A 16900-nucleotide genomic window follows, 5' to 3' on the forward strand; every position below is an offset into this window, starting at 1 on the left:
GCACCGGAGCCCGGTTCCTTCCCGTGGGCCGGCCAGGGTTTGCGCCGGGGTTACTGGGTGGCGAGGCCGCCGCAGACGTTCAGCGCCTGGGCGGTGATGCTGGCGGCGGTCGGGGAGGTGAGGTAGCCGGCCAGCGAGGCGACCTCCTCCGGGGTGGTGTAGCGGCCGAGCGGGATGTGCGTCTGGAAGTGCTGGTGGATGGTCTCGGGGGTGGTGTTGTAGGCGGTGGCGTACTCGTGGTGGATCCGGGTGGTGTGCGGGGTGTGCACGTAGCCCGGGCAGATGGCGTTGACGGTGGTGCCGGTCGGGGCCAGTTCCTTGGCGAGTGCCCGGGTGAAGCCGATCACGGCGTGCTTGCTCGCGGTGTACGGGGCGCCGAGGGTGACGGCCTGCTTCCCGGCGGTGGAGGCGATGTTGATGATCCGCGGGTGCGCGGTGCCGGTGAGGTGGCCGTGCTTGAGGGTCTCCCGGGTGACGAGGAAGACGGCGTTCAGGTTGGTGTCGATGACGTCGTACCAGAGCTCGTCCGTGGTGGTGGCGATCGGCCCGCCGCCGGTGCGGCCGGCGTTGTTGACCAGCACGGTGATCGGGCCGTGCTCGGCCACCACGCGCCGGATCAGCGCGCTGACCTGGGTGGGGTCGCGTACGTCGCAGGTGGTGCCGTCGGCCCGGTGGCCCTCGCCGCGCAGGGTGGCCAGCGCGTCGGTGATGTGCGGGCCGGTGCGGGCGCAGATGAAGAGGCGGTGGCCGCGGCTGCCCAGCTCGCGGGCGATGGCGAGGCCGATCCCGCGGGTGCCGCCGGTGATCAGGGCGAGGGGTTGCTCGGGTGCGGTGGTCATGGCGGGTCCTGGGGGTGAGGGCGGGCTGGGAGCTCGGGCCGGTGGTGGGTGGTCGGGGTCGGTGGGGTGGTCGGGGCGGGAGCTCAGGCCGGGTAGAGGTTGTAGGTGGTCGGGTGGGCCGTGGTCGGGGTGTTGAGGGCGGGGTCGAGGGTGAGGATCGCGTGGTGCACGTGTTGCAGGTGCGGGGAGGGCTGGATGCCGAGCTCGGTGGTGAGGCGGTGCCGCAGGTGGTGGTAGGTGGCGAGGGCGGTGGTCTGCCGGCCGGCCCGGTAGAGCGCGACCATGGCCTGGGCGTGCAGGCCTTCGTGGTGCGGGTGCTGGTGGGTGAGGTGGGTGAGTTCGGGGATGAGCTCGTTGTGCCGGCCGAGCCGCAGGTCGGTGTCGATGCGGCGTTCCAGGGTGATCAGGCGGCTCTCCTCCAGGCGCATGATCTCGATGGCGAGGATCGGCCCGGGCCGCACGTCGACCAGGGCCGGGCCGTGCCAGAGCGCGAGGGCCTGCCGGAAGTGGGTGGCGGCCTGGTGGTCGTGGCCGTGGTTGAAGGCGTGCTGCCCCTGGGCGGTGAGCAGGCTGTAGGTGTGGACGTCGAGGTTGTCCGGGTGGGTGGTGAGCTGGTAGCCGCCGTGCCGGGTGGTCAGGATGTCCTTGGCGGTGATGTGCGGGGTCGGCCCGAGGCCCTGGGTGATCCGGCGGCGCAGCTGCAGGATGTACGTCTGCATGGTGGTGAGCGCCTGTCTGGGCGGGTCGTCGCCCCAGATCTCCTCGATCAGGGTGGCGGTGGGCAGGATGCGGTTCGGGTAGAGCGCGAGGAGGGCCAGGATCTGGCGCTGCTTGGCGGCGGTGGGGACGACGGAGATGCCGTTGAGGTCGGCGGTGAGGGGGCCGAGGACCTTGAGGTGCATGGCGGTTCTCCTCTCGGGCGCGGGGCGTCCGCTCGGGTGGGCGTCATTCGGCTGCTTGTTCGGGTCGACGGAATGGTGGGGCGGACGCGTCGCACCCTAGTTGGGCCGAGGGGTAAGGGCCGGATTCCTCAAGTGCCCGTCGAGCGCGGTTCCGGGCGCTCTGGTGGGGCGCCTCCGGGCGGCGCGGCGCGGCGGGCCGGTGCGGCGGGCCGGCGCTCGACGGTGTGACGGGCGGGGCGCCCGGCGCGGACGGGGCCCGGGAACGTACGATCGGCGAATGGCTGACATGACGGAAACCACGCCAGGCTGGCTCGCCCCCGAGGAGCTGGAGACCACCCGCGCCAAGATGCCGATCCTGTACGTCGAGGCCGTGCCGGTCCGCGTCGACGACGCCGGCGAGGTCACCCAGATCGGCCTCCTGCTGCGGATCGGACCGGACGGGACGGTCAGCCGCACGCTGGTCTCCGGCCGGGTGCTGCACCACGAGCGGATCCGCGACGCCCTGCTGCGCCATCTGGAGAAGGACCTCGGCCCGGTGGCACTGCCCCGGATCCCCGCCTCGCTGCAACCGTTCACGGTCGCCGAGTACTTCCCGACCCTGGGGATCACCGAGTTCCACGACCCGCGCCAGCACGCGGTGTCGCTGGCGTACGTCGTGCCGGTGGCCGGCGACTGCCGGCCGCGCCAGGACGCGCTCGACCTGGTCTGGTTCAGCCCGCAGGAGGCCGCCTCCCCGCTGGTGCAGCAGGACATGCCCGGCGGTCAGGGGGCGCTGCTCAAGCGGGCCCTGGCGCACGTCGGCTGCCTGAGCTGAGCACTCCGGCCGGGGCCCGCACCTCGCCGGATGCGGGCCCCGGCCGGGAGTCGGTCGGGGCTGGTCGGGGAGCCCGTCAGGCTCCGGTGGATGCCAGTCGCGCGGTGCGCCGGGCGGTCGCCTCGACCGGGTCCAGCACCGGCACGGCCGCCAGCAGGCCCTTGGTGTACGCGTGCTGGGGGGAGTCGTACACGGCGTCGGCGTCGCCCTGCTCCACGATCCGCCCGGCCCGCATCACCGCGACCCGGTCGCTCACCTGCCGGACCACGGCCAGGTCGTGGGCGATGAAGACCAGCGCGAGGCCGAGGTCGCGCTGCAACTCGCCGAGCAACGCGACCACCTGGGCCTGGGTGGTGACGTCCAGTGCGGAGACCGGCTCGTCGCAGACGATCAGTCGCGGCCGCGGTGCGAGCGCCCGGGCGATGCCGACCCGCTGGCGCTGTCCGCCGGAGAACTCGTGCGGATAGCGGTGGTACCAGTCGGCGTCGAGGCCCACCCGTTCGAGGAGCTCGCCGACCCGGGCACGGATGCGGCGCTCGTCGCTCTCGCCGGCGATGCGCAGCGGGTCGGCGATGGACTCCCCGATGCTGCGGCGCGGGTTGAGCGAGGACACCGGGTCCTGGAAGACCATCTGCAACTCCCGCCGGAGCGGGCGCAGTTCCTTCTCCCCGAGCGCTCCGATGTCCCGGCCGCGGTAGTGGAGCCGGCCGCCGGTCGGCTCCAGCAGCCGGACCAGCATCCGCCCGAGCGTGGTCTTGCCGGAGCCGGACTCGCCGACGATGCCCAGCGTCTCGCCCGCGCGCACGGTGAGCGAGACGCCGTCCACGGCGGCCACGGGGGCCGCGCGGCGGGTGAGGCCGCCGCGGGTGGCGAACTCCCGGCGCAGGTCGGTGGCTTCGAGCAGAACGTCGCTGTCCGTGCGCTCGGCGACTCCGTCGGCGGCGGTGCCTCCGGCAGGTCCGGCAGGTCCGGCAGGCCCGGCAGGCCCGGTCAGGGCGCCCGGAGCGTCGACCCGGGGCACCGCCGACAGCAGCGCGCGGGTGTACGGCTCGCGCGGCGCGCCCAGCACCTCGGTGACCGGGCCGTGTTCCACCGCCCGGCCGTCCTTCATCACCAGCACCCGGTCGACGCTCCCGGCGACCACCCCCAGGTCGTGGGTGACGAGGACCAGCCCGGCCCCGGTCTCGGCCCGCAACTCGTGCAGCAGGTCGAGGATCTGGGCCTGGACGGTGACGTCCAGCGCGGTCGTGGGCTCGTCGGCGACCAGCAGCCGCGGCTCGCAGGCCAGGGCCATCGCGATCAGCACCCGCTGGCGCATGCCGCCGCTGAACTCGTGCGGGCGCGAGCGCGAGCGCCGTGCCGGATCGGGGATGCCGACGCGGCCGAGCACCTCGACGGCCCGGGCCCTGGCGGCCCGGCGGGAGACGGCCCGGTGGACGCGTACGACCTCGGCGATCTGGTCGCCCACGGCGTAGTACGGGTCGAGGGCGGAGAGCGGGTCCTGGAACACCATGGCCGCCAACCCGCCGCGCAGTCGCCGCAGTTCGTCGCCCTCGGCGGTGACGGCGTCGACGCCGGCGACCCGGACGGAGCCGCCGACCCGGGCGCCGGTGCCGCGGTGCAGGCCGAGCAGTCCGTAGGCGACGGTGCTCTTGCCCGATCCGGACTCGCCGACGATGCCGAGCGCCTGCCCGGCCTCCAGGGTGAAGCCCACGCCGTCGACGGCGCGTACGTGCCCGTCGCCGACCGGGAAGTCGACGACCAGGTCCCGGACGTCGACCAGGGGAGGAGTCAGGGGTTCGGCGCTCACGTCAGGACCACCCTTCGATCGGTCACCGCGTAGAGCACGTCCGCGACGACGTTGGCGAGGACCACGGCGAACCCGGTGACGAGGGTGAGGCCGACGACGGTCGGCAGGTCGATCAGGCTGACCGAGCTGACCAGCAGCTTGCCGAGCCCGGGGAGCCCGAACAGCGACTCGGTCAGCACGGCGGACCCGAACATCGTCCCGAGGTCCATGGCGGTGAGCGCGATCACCGGGGTGAGCGCGCCGCGCAGCGCGTGCCTGGTCACCAGGCGCCGCTCGCTGACGCCGTACGCCCGGAAGGTCCGGATGTGGTCGTCGGCGAGGATCTCCAGCATGGACGAGCGGGTCAGCCGGGCGTACTTGGCGGACTCGATGAGCGCGAGCGAGACCCAGGGCAGCAGCAGGCCCCAGAACCACTGCTGCGGGTCCTCGGTGAGCGGTACGTAGCTCGGGAACGGCAGCCACTGGAGCTGGGCGCACAGGACGATGAGCAGCACCAGGCCGATGACGAAGACCGGGACGGAGTTGCCGGCCAGCGTCAGCGCGGTCAGCAGCCGCTCGCCGAGCCGGCCCCGGCGCAGCGCGGAGAGCAGCCCGGTGCCGACCCCGAGGGCCAGCCAGAGCACCATCGCGCCGAGTGCCAGCGAGGCCGTCACCGGGAGCCGGGCGGCGATCATGTCGGTGACCTGCTCGCCGCTGCGGTAGGAGACGCCCAGGCACGGCGCCGGGCAGTGCAGCAGGCCCGTCCCGGCGCTGAAGTCGCGGCCGGCGACGACGCCCTGGAGGAAGTGGGCGTACTGGAGGTAGACCGGTGCGTCGAGGCCGAGGCGTTCGCGCACCTGGAGGACCTGGGCGGGGCTGCACTTCTCGCCGCAGGCCAGCTGGGCGGGGTCGCCGGGGGCGATGTAGAAGACCGCGTAGACGATCAGCGAGATGGCGAGCAGGACGCCGACCATGCCGATGGCCCTGCGGAGCAGGAAGCGGGTCATGCGGGGGCCTCCTCGGCGGTGGTCGACGGGCCGGGGCGGGCGGGGTCCGGCGTGCCGCTGCCCGGCGATGCGGTGCCCGGCATGTCGCTGCCCGACGAGCCGGCGCCGCGCGCCGTTCCGACCCGCAGCCGGGAGGCCGCGCGGGGGTCGAGCTCGGTGCGGACGGCGTCGCCGAGCACGGTGAAGGCGAGCACGGTGGCGAACAGCAGCGCGGACGGGAGCAGCACGTACATCGGGTCGGCGCGGAACCAGGTGGTCGCGCCGGAGAGCATCTGGCCCCACGACGAGGTCGGCGGCTTGACGCCCACGCCGAGGAAGGACAGCCCGGCCTCGGCGATCACGTTGGACGGCAGCAGCACCGCGGCGTAGGTGATGACCGGCGCCGCCAGGGACGGCAGCAGCTCCCGGCGGGCGATCCGCCACCGGGTGGCGCCGGCGAGCCGGGCCGCGGCCACGTAGTCGAGCTGGCGGAGGCTGAGCGTCTGCGCCCGGACCAGCCGGGCGGTGCCGGCCCAGCCGAGCAGCCCGATGACCAGGGTCAGCAGGAGCGGGCGGGGGAAGTCGGAGGGCACGACGGCCATCAGCGAGATGGCGAAGACCAGCGTGGGCAGCGCGAGCATCACCTCGGTGGTGTTGCCGATCAGCTGGTCGAGCAGCCGGCTGCCGAGGCCCGCGGCGAGGCCGACCAGGACGCCGATGGTGACCTGGACGAGGGTGGCGCCGACGGCGACGAGCAGCGAGATCCGGGCGCCGTGGACCAGCCGGGCGAACACGTCGCGCCCGGTGCCGGGTTCGACGCCGAGCCAGTGTTCGGCGCTGACGCCGCCGAAGGAGCCGGTGGGCACCCCGCCGGCCGCCGAGTCGAGCAGGTCGTTGTGGTAGCTGGTGGGGTCCTGGCCCTCGATCGCGCTGAGCAGCGGTGCCGCTGCCGCGATCAGGGCGAGCAGGGCGATGACGAGGCCGGCGGCGAGGACGGCGCGCCGCGCGAGCAGCCGCCGCCACACCGTCCGGCCCCCGGCGGCCGGGGAGGCCGCGAGGGCCTCCCCGGCCCGGGGTTCCTGTGGAGCCATGGTTGTCTGACCGATCCGTCCGATCCCGTCCGCTACTTGACCGCGACCTGGGAGATGTCGAGCACGCCCGTCCAGTCGCTGATGACGATGTTGCGGACGTCCTTGCCCGACAGCCGCTTGTAGACGGGGTGGAACAGCGGGACGGTCAGGGCCTGGTCGCCGATCCGCTTGTCCAGGGCGCCCCAGCGCTTGGCGGCCTCGGCGTGGTCGGTGATCTTGTTGATCTGGTCGATCTCGTCGTTCACCGACGGGTCGTCCAGCTGCGCGGAGTTGAAGTTGTAGCCGTCGGTGACGATCTGCCGGCCGTCGAAGATCGGCGCGAGGAACGGGCCGCCGGAGGGCCAGTCGGCGCCCCAGCCGGAGAGGAAGAGGCCGGGTTCGGTGCTGACGGTGTGGATCGTCTTGGAGTACCTGGTGGAGTCCAGGGCGTCGAGCTGGACGGTGATCCCGGCCGCCTTCAGGCCGTCCTGGACGGCGGTGGCCAGGTCCGGGCCGTAGCCCTTCCCCGCGGCGCTGGAGTGGGTGAGCGTGATGGTCAGGCCGTCCGGGTAGCCGGCCTCCTTCAGCAGTTCCTTGGCCTTCTCCGGGTTTCCGGTGGGGCCGGCCGGGAACGGGTCGTACGGCGTGTACCCGAAGGTCTCCTGGGTGGGCAGGTAGGTGGTGGCGGCCTCGGCGAGCGAGGAGCCGCCGGCGGCGTTGACGACCGAGGTGCGGTTGAGCGCGTAGGCGACGGCCTGCCGGACCTTGGGGTTGTCGAAGGGCTTGACCTTGGGGTTGAACGCCAGGTAGTTGACGTAGCCGAAGTGGCCGGTGCCGACGCGCGCGGCGAGGGCCTTGTCGTCCTTCACCTGGGCGAGCTCGGAGGGGCCGAGGTTGGTGTCGGTGGTGACGGCGGCCGCGTCGGCGCCGGTGCCGGCGGTGAGCCGCTGGTTGATCACCGCCGGGTCGAGCCCGGACTGCACGTCGACGGTGTCCGGGTACGCCTTGCGCTGGTCGTCGTTGGCCGCGGACCAGTTGGGGTTGCGCTTGAGGACGAGGTGTGCGCCGTCGTTCTCGTTCTTGACGACCTGGTAGGGGCCGGAGGAGACGGGGTGCTCCTGGTACTTCGTCCCGGTGTCCTTGGCCTTCGGGACGGGGGCGAACTGCGTCTGGGTGGCCAGGTACGGGAAGTCGCCCTCGGGCTTGTTGAGGCGGAAGACGATGGTCTTCTCGTCCGGCGTCTCGATCGCGTCCAGGGTGCGGCCGTCCTTGTACGGGCCCTGGTAGTCGGCGGCGCCGACCAGCCAATCCCTCAGGAACGGTGCGCCGCCGGAGAGTTCGGGGGCGAATGACCTTTCGATGCCGTACTTGATATCGGCGGTGGTGATCGGCGAGCCGTCCTCGTACTTCAGGCCGTCCTTGAGGTGGTACGTCCAGACGGTGGCGCCCTCGGAGGGGGTGCCGGTGTCGGTGGCGAGGTCGGGGACGACCTTGGTGCCGGCCGCGCCGTCGGCGCGGTTGCGGGTGGTGAGGGTGCGGAAGACCAGGGAGGGGACGTTGCCGCCGCCGGAGGTGTAGAGCCGTGCGGGGTCGAACTGCTCCTGGGGGAGCTGGTTGAGGACGGTGAGGGTGCCACCCTGCTGCGGTGCGGCGTCCTTGCCGGCGCTTCCACCGCCGTCGCCCTTCGGTCCGCACGCCGCCACTGCGACGGCCAGGGCGACGGTGACGGTCGCCGCGGCGAGGTGGCGGGGGGTGAAGGTGGTTCGAGACATCGGAAAGGGGGCCTTTCGCTACCGATGGTGTACGGAGGAAGGCGGGCGACAGTGAGGCCGTGAGGAGAGTGAGCGGCACCGCGCCCGCAGGAAGGGGCGACGTCCCGGGGCGGCGATCACCGCTACGCGTCGGGACAGGCGGATTCAGCGACAGAGATTGTCGGAAACGCAGTGCGCGGCCACGCCGATCAGCGCCAGCTCAATGGCGGCGCACTCGATCGGGTGACGGTCAGACATGCCGAGAAGACTGTATGACTTTAAGCGGAATGTCAAAACTCCGGATAACATCCGGCCGCCACGGGAACGCCGGGAACGGATTACGGCCCGGGCGCCGGGAGATCGCGCGGAAGCGGGGGGAAACCCGGGGCCCGTGCCCGCCGGACCGGCGGGCACGACATCACCCGAGTGGGTGCCGCGACCCTTCGGGGCGCCGGCGCCCCGAAGGCCCGCAACCGCCCGCCGGGCGGCCGTCCAGGGCCCTCGCGCACCTCCGTCTGCGGGTTGCCGCGCGCGGGCGCCTGCCCAAGCATGGGTGAACGTGATCGGCGATCGCGCGCAGCGCGGCCGCCCTACCGAGCGGAGCCGGACGTGGCCCCTTACCTCGAAACCGATCAGGACGCCCTGGTGGCGAGCGCACTCGCCGGATTCGCCCGGGCCCACCCATCGCTCGTCGTCCACGACCCCGACCTCGGATTCGTCCGCGCCCGTGACCGGGCCCCCGGACGCCGGGTCGGACTGCTCTCCGGTGGCGGCTCCGGGCACGAGCCCCTGCACGTCGGATTCGTCGGCCGGGGCATGCTCGACGCCGCCTGCCCGGGCCGGATCTTCGCCTCACCGCACAACCGGCAGATCTTCGAGGCCTCGCGCGCGGTCGCCGGCGAGGACGGCGTCCTGCACATCGTGAAGAACTACACCGGCGACCGGATCAACTTCGGCATCGCGGCCGAACGGCTGCACCGCCAGGGCATACCGTGCGCCAGGGTCCTGGTGGACGACGACCTCGCCTCCGAGTCCGAGTCCGTCGCCGCCGGCCGGCGCGGGACGGCGGCCACCGTCCTGGTGCAGAAGATCCTCGGAGCGGCCGCCGACCTCGGCCTCGGACTGGCGGAACTCTCCCTTCTGGGATCCGAGTTGGCCGGGCGCTGCCGCAGCATCGCGGTGGCCGGCGCCGCACACACCTCCCCGGCCACCGGCCGGCCGGCCTTCGAGGTGTCGGACCGGACGGTCGAGTTCGGCGTCGGCATCCACGGCGAACGGGCCGAACTCTCCCTGGAATGCGAACCACTGGCCGTCCTGGTGGGCCGGATGGCGCTGCGCCTGCTGGAGGCGCTGCGCCCGGCCCGCGCCCCCCTCGTCGCGCTGGTCAACGGGCTGGGCGCGACCACCGGCCTGGAGCTGTACGCGGTCCTGTACGAACTGGCCGCCGTCCTGGACACCGGCGGGCGCCGCCTGGCGCGCAGCCTGGTCGGCGACTACGTCACCGCTCTCGACATGCGGGGGTTCTCGATCACCCTGCTGGCCGCCGACGAACAGACGCTCGCGCTGCTCGACGCCCCCGCGTACACGGCGGCCTGGCCGGTCGCGCAATCGGCGCCGGCCCCCGGTCACCAGGAGGTCAGGAGATGACGGGCACGAAGGCCTTCGACGGCGTCTTCACGGCGGGCTGGATGCGGCGGTTCGCCGAGACCGTCGCGGTCACCGAGGAGGAGCTCACCCGGCTCGACCAGGCCGCCGGGGACGGCGACTTCGGCGTCAACCTGCTCACCGGCGTGCGGTGCGCCCTGGCCGCGCTGGACCGGCTGCCACCGGGGCGTCAGGCCGCGGCGGTACCGCTGGGCGCGGCGGCGGGCGCGTTCCTGGACGAGGTCGGCGGGACGAGCGGGCCGCTGTTCGGCCTGGTGCTCCAGGAGCTGGCGGCGGCCGTCGGCACCGGCCCGCTGACCGGCCCGGCCCTCGCCCGGGGAGCGACGGCGGCGCTGGAGGCCGTCCAGCGGGTGGGGGAGGCGCGGCCGGGTGACAAGACGCTCGTCGACGCCCTGCACCCGGCCGCCCTGGCCCTGCGCGGCTGCACTCCCGATGCCCGCCCGGACGACTGCCTCGCGGCGGCCGCCGCCGCCGCCGCGGCGGGCGTCCGCCGGACCAGGGCCCTGCGGGCCCGCCGCGGCCGGGCCAGCTATCTCGGCGAACGGGCCTCGGGAGTGCCCGACCCGGGCGCCGTGGGCATCGCGCTGCTGTTCGCCTCGGCGCACGCGGTGCCGCGGACGCTGGACGGCGTGCTGCGCGATGACAGCGCTGCTGACAGCGCGTCCACCGACGCCGCGCCGACCGACGCCGCGTCCACCGACACCACGTCCACCGACACCGCGTTCGGCGGACCCGATCCGCTGTGCGGCCCCGAGCCGGCCCCCGCCGGACCGTGACCGCCGGGCCCCGGCCGGGCGGCGCCCAGCCGGCTCCCCAGCCGGCTTGCGCTCCGCCGGGCGCTGCTCGGGCAGGGGCTGCCCGGCCAGGGGCTGCTCAGCTGGTGAGGGCGAGAGCGCTCCGGCGCCGGACCCAGTCGAGCAGTCCCGGCTCGCCCAGGGTGGCGACCCACAGGTCGACCGCCTCCCGGGCCTCGGCCGACGGGTGCGGTCCGACACCGATCACCCGCAGCCCCGCCAGGACGGCCGAGCGGATGCCGCAGAAGGTGTCCTCCACGGCGAGGCAGTCGGTGGGCTCGGCGCCGCACAGCCGGGCGGCGGTCAGGTAGACGTCCGGCGCCGGCTTGGGCCCGATCCCCTCGGCCGGGACCACGATGTGCTCGAAGTGTTCGAGCAGTCCGGCGCCGCCGAGTCCGGCCTCGATCACGTCGCGCGGGCAGTTGCTGGCGACCGCCAGCGGGACGAACCCGCTGAGCCGGCCGACCAGTTCGGCCGCGCCCGGCATCGGGACCGGGTCGGCGTCGACGAGGGCCCGGAAGCTCGCCAGCAGCCGGTCGGTCAGCTCCGGTGCGAGCGAGGGGTCGCCGGCGGTCTCGGCCATCAGCCGCCCGCAGTCCGAGTAGTGCAGCCCGGCCGCGCGCGCCGTGAACTCCGGTCCGGCCGTGAGTCCGTAGCCCCGCAGCACCTCCGCACGGGCCTGGTGCCAGTGCGACTCGGTGTCCATCAGCGTGCCGTCGCAGTCGAAGACGACGGCTGCAGGGGTCCAGTCGTTGATTCTCTCCACGGTCATGCCTACGCCCTTCAGGTGGGATTGGCTCTGTGGGATTCGCCGGAGTGCGCGTCGGGACGAGGGGGGCGGCCACGGCCTGGGGCCGTCGCCGCTTGCCGACCTGTCCGGGGCCGGAATCTGGAGTGCGGCACAACGACGCGCCTCGGCGTCCGGGCCGGAGAAAACGACCCGGAACATAACGATCGCAACGTTACGATCGATATGTTTCGCGGTCAAACTTGGCGGCCGTAGATTTGCCGGGTCTTTACTTCAATAGCCCAACGACCCTGCGGCGGTGATATGACCGTTCTGACGAATATGAAAAACGCACAAATGCTCGTACTCGGTGATGTCGACTTCCGGGAGGGGGGCGAACTCGGTGAACCGCACGGCCTTCATCCGGTAGTCGACGGGGTGCGACAGCCGCCCCGCGCTCCGCAGTGCCGCGGCCTGCCGGGCCGCCTCCAGCAACACCATGCCGGGCATGTGGTCGGACGGGTGGTCGAAGAAGAACGGGTGCGCCGGATCGGCCGGGCAGATCAGGAGCGCATCGTCCGCCTGCGAACCGCTGCCCGTGCGTGAACGGCCGCCCGCGCGCGTCACCAGCACGTCGGAGGGCAGGGCGACGCCGACCTCCGTCGGTGACGGGGGGTCGGGGGGCGGGCCGGAGTCCGCGGGATCCCCGGCCAGCGCGGTGCCGCGCAGGACCGGGTAGACGGGCCGTTCGACGAAGCGCGTGCCGCCCTCGATCCGGGCGAACACCACTCCCCGCGCGGAGCAGTCGACCCGCAGCCGCATGCTGGTGGGCCGGTGGTTTTCGGCCGAGGTCCGCAGGTCGTGCACCTGGGCCCGGCAGAGGACCGCCGCCGGGCCGTCACCGCGCGGTTCGGCCGCCGGGTCGACCCGGCAGGACACGTCGGTGATCAGCAGGTGCGTGTCGGCCGGCACGCCGTAGTGGCGCAGCGGCAGGTAGATGCCCAGCTGACGGGCGGTCTCCACGGCGATCAGCGGGTCGTGCCGCTCTCCGCGTCCGCGCGGGAAGGTCGGGTGGGAGCGGGGCCACTGGGCCGCTGCCTCGAAGCGGTCGCCGCCTCGGGCCCGTACGTCGGTCAGCAGCACCTCCGCCACGGCGGCGCGGTGGACCAGTTCACGGGGGACCGTGCGGGACCAGCTGAGCGGTCGGGCAGGATGCCGGGCCGCCGAGGAGGGGAGGAAATCCAGCATCTTCATATTTACAGAAAATATCAATCTCCTTGGTTTCGCATGTCGTCAGTTGGCGCTCCGGCCCGCGGATCACTACAGTGCGTGCGAAAAGCCGGGGTGATCTTGAAAAGGCAGAGGCGCGTGCAGAATCGGGCGGAGACGACACGGAGGTCAGTCCTCGAATCAGCTGCGCGTTTGTTCGACGAACGCGGGTACGCGGGCACCAGCATCAGCGACATCAGCGCGGCCTCCGGCAGGACGAGCGGGGCCATCTACTTCCACTACACCAGCAAGGAGAACCTGGCCCGTGCCGTGATCGAAGCGCACTTCGCCACCTGGCCGGAGCTCGTCGCGCGCCACACCCGCACGCCGGTGCCGGCGCTGGAGCAACTCGTCCGGCTGAGCTTCGCGGTGGCGCGGGCCTTCCGCGACGACGTCGTGGTCCGGGCCGGCGCCCGGCTCTGGTCCGAGCGGGCGGCCATCGACGCCGACCTCCCGGTGCCGTTCGTGGGGTGGATCGACACCGTGCGCGTCCTGCTCGAACGGGCGGGCGGCGAGGGCGAGCTCGCCGCCCGGGTCGACCCGTCGACCGCGGCCCACGGCGTGATCTGCGCGTTCTTCGGGCTGCACACCGTCTCCGACGCGATCGACGGACGGCGCACCATCGAGGAGCGCCTGTGCGACCTGTGGGAACTGCTGCTGCCGGGGCTCCAGAAGAACCCCGACCCGGCCGCCCTGCTCGCCTCGGTCCGGCCCAGGGCGTCCGTGCGCGCCGACGGGTGGGGAACCGGCGGGAATTGACGCGGAATCGACCCCCCGTCTTCCGGGAGGAGGCCGCGCCGTCGGGTACCGGGCCCTAGCATGAATCACCACGTCCGGGGCCGGCGGTAAGCGGCGGAGAAGAGGCGTCAGGGCTATGGCAGCGGTTCAATGGGCGGCCGGGCCGTCCGGTCAGGGGTCGGTCCAGGTACTGGAGTTCCTGTTCGCCTTCCTGCTCTCCGGCCTGATCGGGGTCGAGCGGCAGATCCGCCAGAAGTCCGCCGGCCTGCGGACGTACACGACGGTGGGCAGCGGCGCGGCGCTGTTCACCCTGGTGAGCAAGTACGGTTTCGCCGACGTGATGCGCGCGGGCACCGTCGAGCTGGACCCGTCGCGGATGGCCGCGCAGATCGTGTCGGGGCTGGGCTTCATCGGCGCCGGGGTGATCTTCGTGCACCGGGGCTGGGTGCAGGGGCTGACGACGGCGGCCACGATCTGGCTCACCGCGGCGGTGGGCTCCGCCGCGGCCGCGGGCCTGCCGCTGCTCGCGGCGCTGACCGTCGCGGCGTACTTCCTCGCCTCCTACGCGATCAGGCCGTTGCTCAACCGCCTGCCCGCGCTGCACCGGCCGGCGGTCTCGTACCGCATCGTCTACCGTCCGGGCAGGGGGGTGCTTCGGGACGTGCTGGACCAGTGCACCCGGGCCGGCTTCGCCGTCTTCGAGCTGCGCACGCTGTCCGGCACGGACGGGGAACTGCCCGGCGAGGCCTCCGAGAAGCCCGTCGAGATCGCCCTGTCGGTGCAGGGGCAGGGCGACGCCGGCGGGCTCACCGCGCAGATCGCGGCCGTGGCCGGAGTGCTGACCTGCGTCCGCGGCCGGTCCGACGAGGAGTGACGTCCCGGCCGCGGGGGAGAGCGCGTCAGCGGACGCCGAGGGCCGGCAGGCGCTCCATGATCCGCTCCATGCCGCTGGTCCAGTTCGCCTCCAGGGCGGCGACGGCCTGTTCCACGTCGTCGTCGAGGAGGCACTGGGCGATCCGCTCGTGCTCCTCGGCGGCGCGTTCGAGGATCTCGTGGTCACCGACGACCACCCGCTCGTAGCGGTGGAGGGTGAGTTTGAGCGAGTCGATCAGCTCGCGCAGCCGGGTGTTGGAGCAGCCGGAGAGCAACAGCGCGTGCCAGGCGTCGTCGTAGCGCTCTATGGTGCCGTGCGGGGCCTGGGGCGCGGAGAAGGCGCGGGCCTCCGCCAGCAGCCGGGGCGCGATGGCCGAGAGGTGCGCACGGTCGGAGGTTCGCAGCGCCAGCGACTCCAGGGCGATCAGGATGGCCGTGAGGTCGAGGAACTCCTGCCGGCCGGTGGGTGCGAAGCGAAAGCCCTTGCCGCGCTCGCTGGTGATGATGCCTTCGCGCTCCAGACTGATCAGGGCCTCGCGCAACGGGGTGCGGCTGACGCCCAGTTCCTCCGCGAGGTGGACCTCGTTGATCGACTCACCGGGGGTGAACCGGCCGTGGCCCAGCCGCTCCAGGAGTTCGTCCTTCACCTGTTCGCGCAGCGGACGCCGCTCGATCGCCATCGGGCTTTCCCTTCTTCCTCGGTCCGTAGCGTACCGGCCGGGCGACTGGTCAGGCGGTCCCGGCGCCGTCCACGGCGATGATCGCGCCGCTGACGAACGTGGAGGCGTCACTGGCGAGGAAGGCGACCGTCTGGGCGATGTCCCGAGGCTGGCCGATGCGGCCGAGCGGTCGGTCGGCGGCGTCGGCGTAGAAGGCGTCCGGGCTCTCGCCGAGCTGGCGGGCCTCCTCGGCGAGCATACCGGTGTTGGTGTCGCCGGGGCACACGCAGTTGACGCGGATGTTGTCGGGGCCGTGGTCGATGGCCATGGCCCGGGTCATGTTGACGACGGCGCCCTTGGAGGCGCAGTAGGAGACGGCCCGGCCGCCGCCCCGGATGCCCCAGCCGGAGCCGGTGTTGATGATGCTGCCGCCGCCGTTCGCGGCCATCAGCGGCACGACCAGCCCGCTGAGCAGCATGACGGAGCGGACGTTGACGGCCATCACCAGGTCCCAGTCGTCGTCGGCGATGTCGCGGACGGTGGACCGGCGGATGATCCCGGCGTTGTTGAACAGCACGTCGACGCCGCCGTGCAGGTCGACGGCGGTGCGTACGGCCCGTTCGCAGTCGGCGCGCTGGGAGACGTCGCAGCGGACGAAGGTGCCGCCGGTCTCCTTGGCGGCCTGTTCGCCGCGGTCGGCGTCGAGGTCGGCGAGGACGACGGCCGCGCCGAGTTCGGCCAGCAGCGCGGCGGTGGCCCGGCCGATGCCGGAGGCGGCGCCGGTGACGATGGCGCGCTTGCCGTGGAGGTCGATCACTGGGGGCTCCTCTTCAGGGGGTGTCAGGGGGCTCAGGAGGTCTCAGGGGGGGGCGGGTTTCAGGCGGTCAGGCGGTAGACGGCGGCGGCGTGGCGGCCGGTGATCACCCGGACGTGCCCGGACAGGGCATCGTCCAGCTCCGGGTCGCCGGTGTCCAGCAGCAGCGGGCGGCCCGCGAGGGCGGCGAGCTTCGCCTCGGTGGCGAGGACGAGCAGCCGCTCGCGGCCGGTGGCGTGCAGCAGTTCGGGGGTGAACTGCTGGTTGCCGCGGCCGAGCAGGAAGCCCTGGCCGCCGATCGGTGAGAGCGCGATCCACGGGGCGGCGGGCAGGGCCAGCAGCTGGTCGGCCCGGGCGTCGCGGAGCACGATGCGGGCGCCGCCGCCCGGTTGGAGGCGGAGCACGTCGACGCCGGTCAGGCAGGCGTCCGCCGCGCCGAGCGCGGTGGCGACGGCGTGCGTGGTGCCGCCCGGGCCGAGGGCGAGCAGCCCGCCGGGGCCGACGCGTTCGGCGACCTCGGCGGCGATGCCGCCCAGCGCCTCGGGGGCGGCGGCGGAACTGCCGGTCTTGCGCTGCTGGACCCGGGCGGGCAGGACCGGGACGGTCAGCCACCCGTGCAGGCGGGCGGACACCCGGCCCTCCCGTAGCGCCGCCTCGTCGCGGTCCACGACCTCGGCGGACACCAGCCGGACGCCGCCGTTCGCCCAGGCCGCGGCCACCTCGGCGGCGGCGCGGGGGTGGACGGCGAAGACGGCGGAGTGCATCTTGACCCCGGCCGGGATGCCGAGGACGGGCGGTCCTGGCTCCGGACCGAGCATGCCGAGCGCCCCGAGCGCCCCGAGCGCGTCGAGGACGTCGCGGGCCGTGCCGTCGCCGCCGCAGAACAGCAGCAGACCGGCGCCGGCCGAGACGAGGGCGCGGACGGCCGCGCGGGTGTCCGCCGCGGTGGTGCCCGGGCCGGCGGGCCGGTGGACCACCGTCGCGTCGAGGCCGGCCGCCCGTGCCGCGTCCTCGCCCATCGGCCCGGCCGCCGTGAGCAAGGCCGACTGTGGTGCGAGCAGTGTGAATTGACGAAGCGTCAGTTCGGCGCGGGAGGTCGCGGCCGGCCGGGCGCCGAGGGTGCGGGCCCGCTGCTGGACCTCGGCGCCGTCGCTGCCCTTGAGGCCGACCCGGCCGCCGAGTCCGGCGACCGGGTTGACCACGAGCCCGA

16 protein-coding genes and 1 pseudogene are annotated in these 16900 nt (G+C 73.4%); 5 read left to right on the forward strand and 12 right to left on the reverse strand.

The features are described 5' to 3' along the window. Positions 1 to 50: 50 nt before the first annotated feature. The gene (locus ABT015_RS30745; RefSeq protein WP_350884904.1) at positions 51 to 839 is read right to left on the reverse strand and encodes an SDR family NAD(P)-dependent oxidoreductase; all 789 of its coding nucleotides are present in this window, start codon (positions 837 to 839) and stop codon (positions 51 to 53) included. Positions 840 to 922: 83 nt separating this feature from the next. Then, positions 923 to 1741: an AfsR/SARP family transcriptional regulator gene (locus ABT015_RS30750; protein ID WP_350884907.1), complete on the reverse strand. Its 819-nt coding sequence runs from the start codon at positions 1739 to 1741 to the stop codon at positions 923 to 925. A 286-nt stretch (positions 1742 to 2027) separates the two neighbouring features. Here ABT015_RS30750 and ABT015_RS30755 point away from each other — a divergent pair, with 286 nt between their 5' ends. Further along, complete coding sequence (locus tag ABT015_RS30755) at positions 2028 to 2555, forward strand: NUDIX hydrolase family protein (RefSeq protein WP_350884975.1); 528 nt, start codon at positions 2028 to 2030, stop codon at positions 2553 to 2555. Positions 2556 to 2631: 76 nt separating this feature from the next. Here ABT015_RS30755 and ABT015_RS30760 read toward each other — a convergent pair whose 3' ends face one another. The 5 genes from ABT015_RS30760 to ABT015_RS30780 all read right to left on the reverse strand — a co-directional run bounded on the left by ABT015_RS30760 (position 2632) and on the right by ABT015_RS30780 (position 8409). After that, complete coding sequence (locus ABT015_RS30760; RefSeq protein ID WP_350884978.1) at positions 2632 to 4350, reverse strand: ABC transporter ATP-binding protein; 1719 nt, start codon at positions 4348 to 4350, stop codon at positions 2632 to 2634. 11 nt (positions 4351 to 4361) lie between these two features. After that, positions 4362 to 5351, reverse strand: coding sequence for an ABC transporter permease (locus tag ABT015_RS30765; protein WP_350884910.1), 990 nt, complete (start codon positions 5349 to 5351; stop codon positions 4362 to 4364). Then, on the reverse strand, positions 5348 to 6421 hold the full coding sequence (locus tag ABT015_RS30770) for an ABC transporter permease (RefSeq protein ID WP_350884913.1): 1074 nt from the start codon (positions 6419 to 6421) through the stop codon (positions 5348 to 5350). Before ABT015_RS30770 ends, ABT015_RS30765 begins: the two co-directional genes overlap by 4 nt. Before the next feature lie 32 nt (positions 6422 to 6453). After that, positions 6454 to 8172 (reverse strand): ABC transporter substrate-binding protein, encoded by a 1719-nt coding sequence (locus ABT015_RS30775; RefSeq protein WP_350884916.1) that lies wholly within the window; start codon positions 8170 to 8172, stop codon positions 6454 to 6456. 144 nt (positions 8173 to 8316) lie between these two features. Beyond that, complete coding sequence (locus ABT015_RS30780; protein ID WP_317620150.1) at positions 8317 to 8409, reverse strand: Ms4533A family Cys-rich leader peptide; 93 nt, start codon at positions 8407 to 8409, stop codon at positions 8317 to 8319. A gap of 351 nt (positions 8410 to 8760) precedes the next feature. Between ABT015_RS30780 and ABT015_RS30785 the strand changes: the two genes are divergently transcribed. Both ABT015_RS30785 and dhaL read left to right on the forward strand, forming a co-directional pair. Continuing rightward, a complete protein-coding gene (locus ABT015_RS30785) occupies positions 8761 to 9798 on the forward strand; it encodes a dihydroxyacetone kinase subunit DhaK (protein ID WP_350884919.1) in 1038 nt (345 codons plus the stop codon). Continuing rightward, a pseudogene (gene dhaL, locus ABT015_RS30790) lies at positions 9795 to 10451 on the forward strand (dihydroxyacetone kinase subunit DhaL); the annotation flags it as partial. The gene ABT015_RS30785 and the pseudogene dhaL, both read left to right, overlap by 4 nt. A gap of 238 nt (positions 10452 to 10689) precedes the next feature. Here dhaL and ABT015_RS30795 read toward each other — a convergent pair. Then, positions 10690 to 11382 carry an HAD family hydrolase gene (locus tag ABT015_RS30795; protein ID WP_350884921.1) on the reverse strand — a complete coding sequence of 231 codons (693 nt, stop codon included), beginning with the start codon at positions 11380 to 11382 and terminating at the stop codon, positions 10690 to 10692. Between the two features lie 249 nt (positions 11383 to 11631). Then, positions 11632 to 12591: a ScbA/BarX family gamma-butyrolactone biosynthesis protein gene (locus tag ABT015_RS30800; RefSeq protein WP_350884923.1), complete on the reverse strand. Its 960-nt coding sequence runs from the start codon at positions 12589 to 12591 to the stop codon at positions 11632 to 11634. Between the two features lie 114 nt (positions 12592 to 12705). Here ABT015_RS30800 and ABT015_RS30805 point away from each other — a divergent pair, with 114 nt between their 5' ends. Beyond that, positions 12706 to 13365, forward strand: coding sequence for a ScbR family autoregulator-binding transcription factor (locus tag ABT015_RS30805; RefSeq protein ID WP_350884925.1), 660 nt, complete (start codon positions 12706 to 12708; stop codon positions 13363 to 13365). Positions 13366 to 13480: 115 nt separating this feature from the next. Next, the gene (locus tag ABT015_RS30810; RefSeq protein WP_350884927.1) at positions 13481 to 14218 is read left to right on the forward strand and encodes an MgtC/SapB family protein; all 738 of its coding nucleotides are present in this window, start codon (positions 13481 to 13483) and stop codon (positions 14216 to 14218) included. A 25-nt stretch (positions 14219 to 14243) separates the two neighbouring features. Here the strand turns inward: ABT015_RS30810 and ABT015_RS30815 are convergent, their stop codons facing one another. From ABT015_RS30815 to ABT015_RS30825, 3 genes are read right to left on the reverse strand one after another with little or no spacing between them, the layout of a single operon-like run. Further along, complete coding sequence (locus ABT015_RS30815) at positions 14244 to 14897, reverse strand: GntR family transcriptional regulator (RefSeq protein ID WP_350884929.1); 654 nt, start codon at positions 14895 to 14897, stop codon at positions 14244 to 14246. 49 nt (positions 14898 to 14946) lie between these two features. Further along, on the reverse strand, positions 14947 to 15693 hold the full coding sequence (locus ABT015_RS30820) for an SDR family NAD(P)-dependent oxidoreductase (protein WP_350884931.1): 747 nt from the start codon (positions 15691 to 15693) through the stop codon (positions 14947 to 14949). Between the two features lie 59 nt (positions 15694 to 15752). Continuing rightward, on the reverse strand, positions 15753 to 16892 hold the full coding sequence (locus tag ABT015_RS30825; protein ID WP_350884934.1) for an ATP-NAD kinase family protein: 1140 nt from the start codon (positions 16890 to 16892) through the stop codon (positions 15753 to 15755). Positions 16893 to 16900: the final 8 nt, after the last annotated feature.

The organism is Kitasatospora sp. NPDC094016 (genome assembly GCF_040304045.1).
In the GTDB taxonomy this organism is placed as follows: Bacteria; Actinomycetota; Actinomycetes; order Streptomycetales; family Streptomycetaceae; genus Kitasatospora.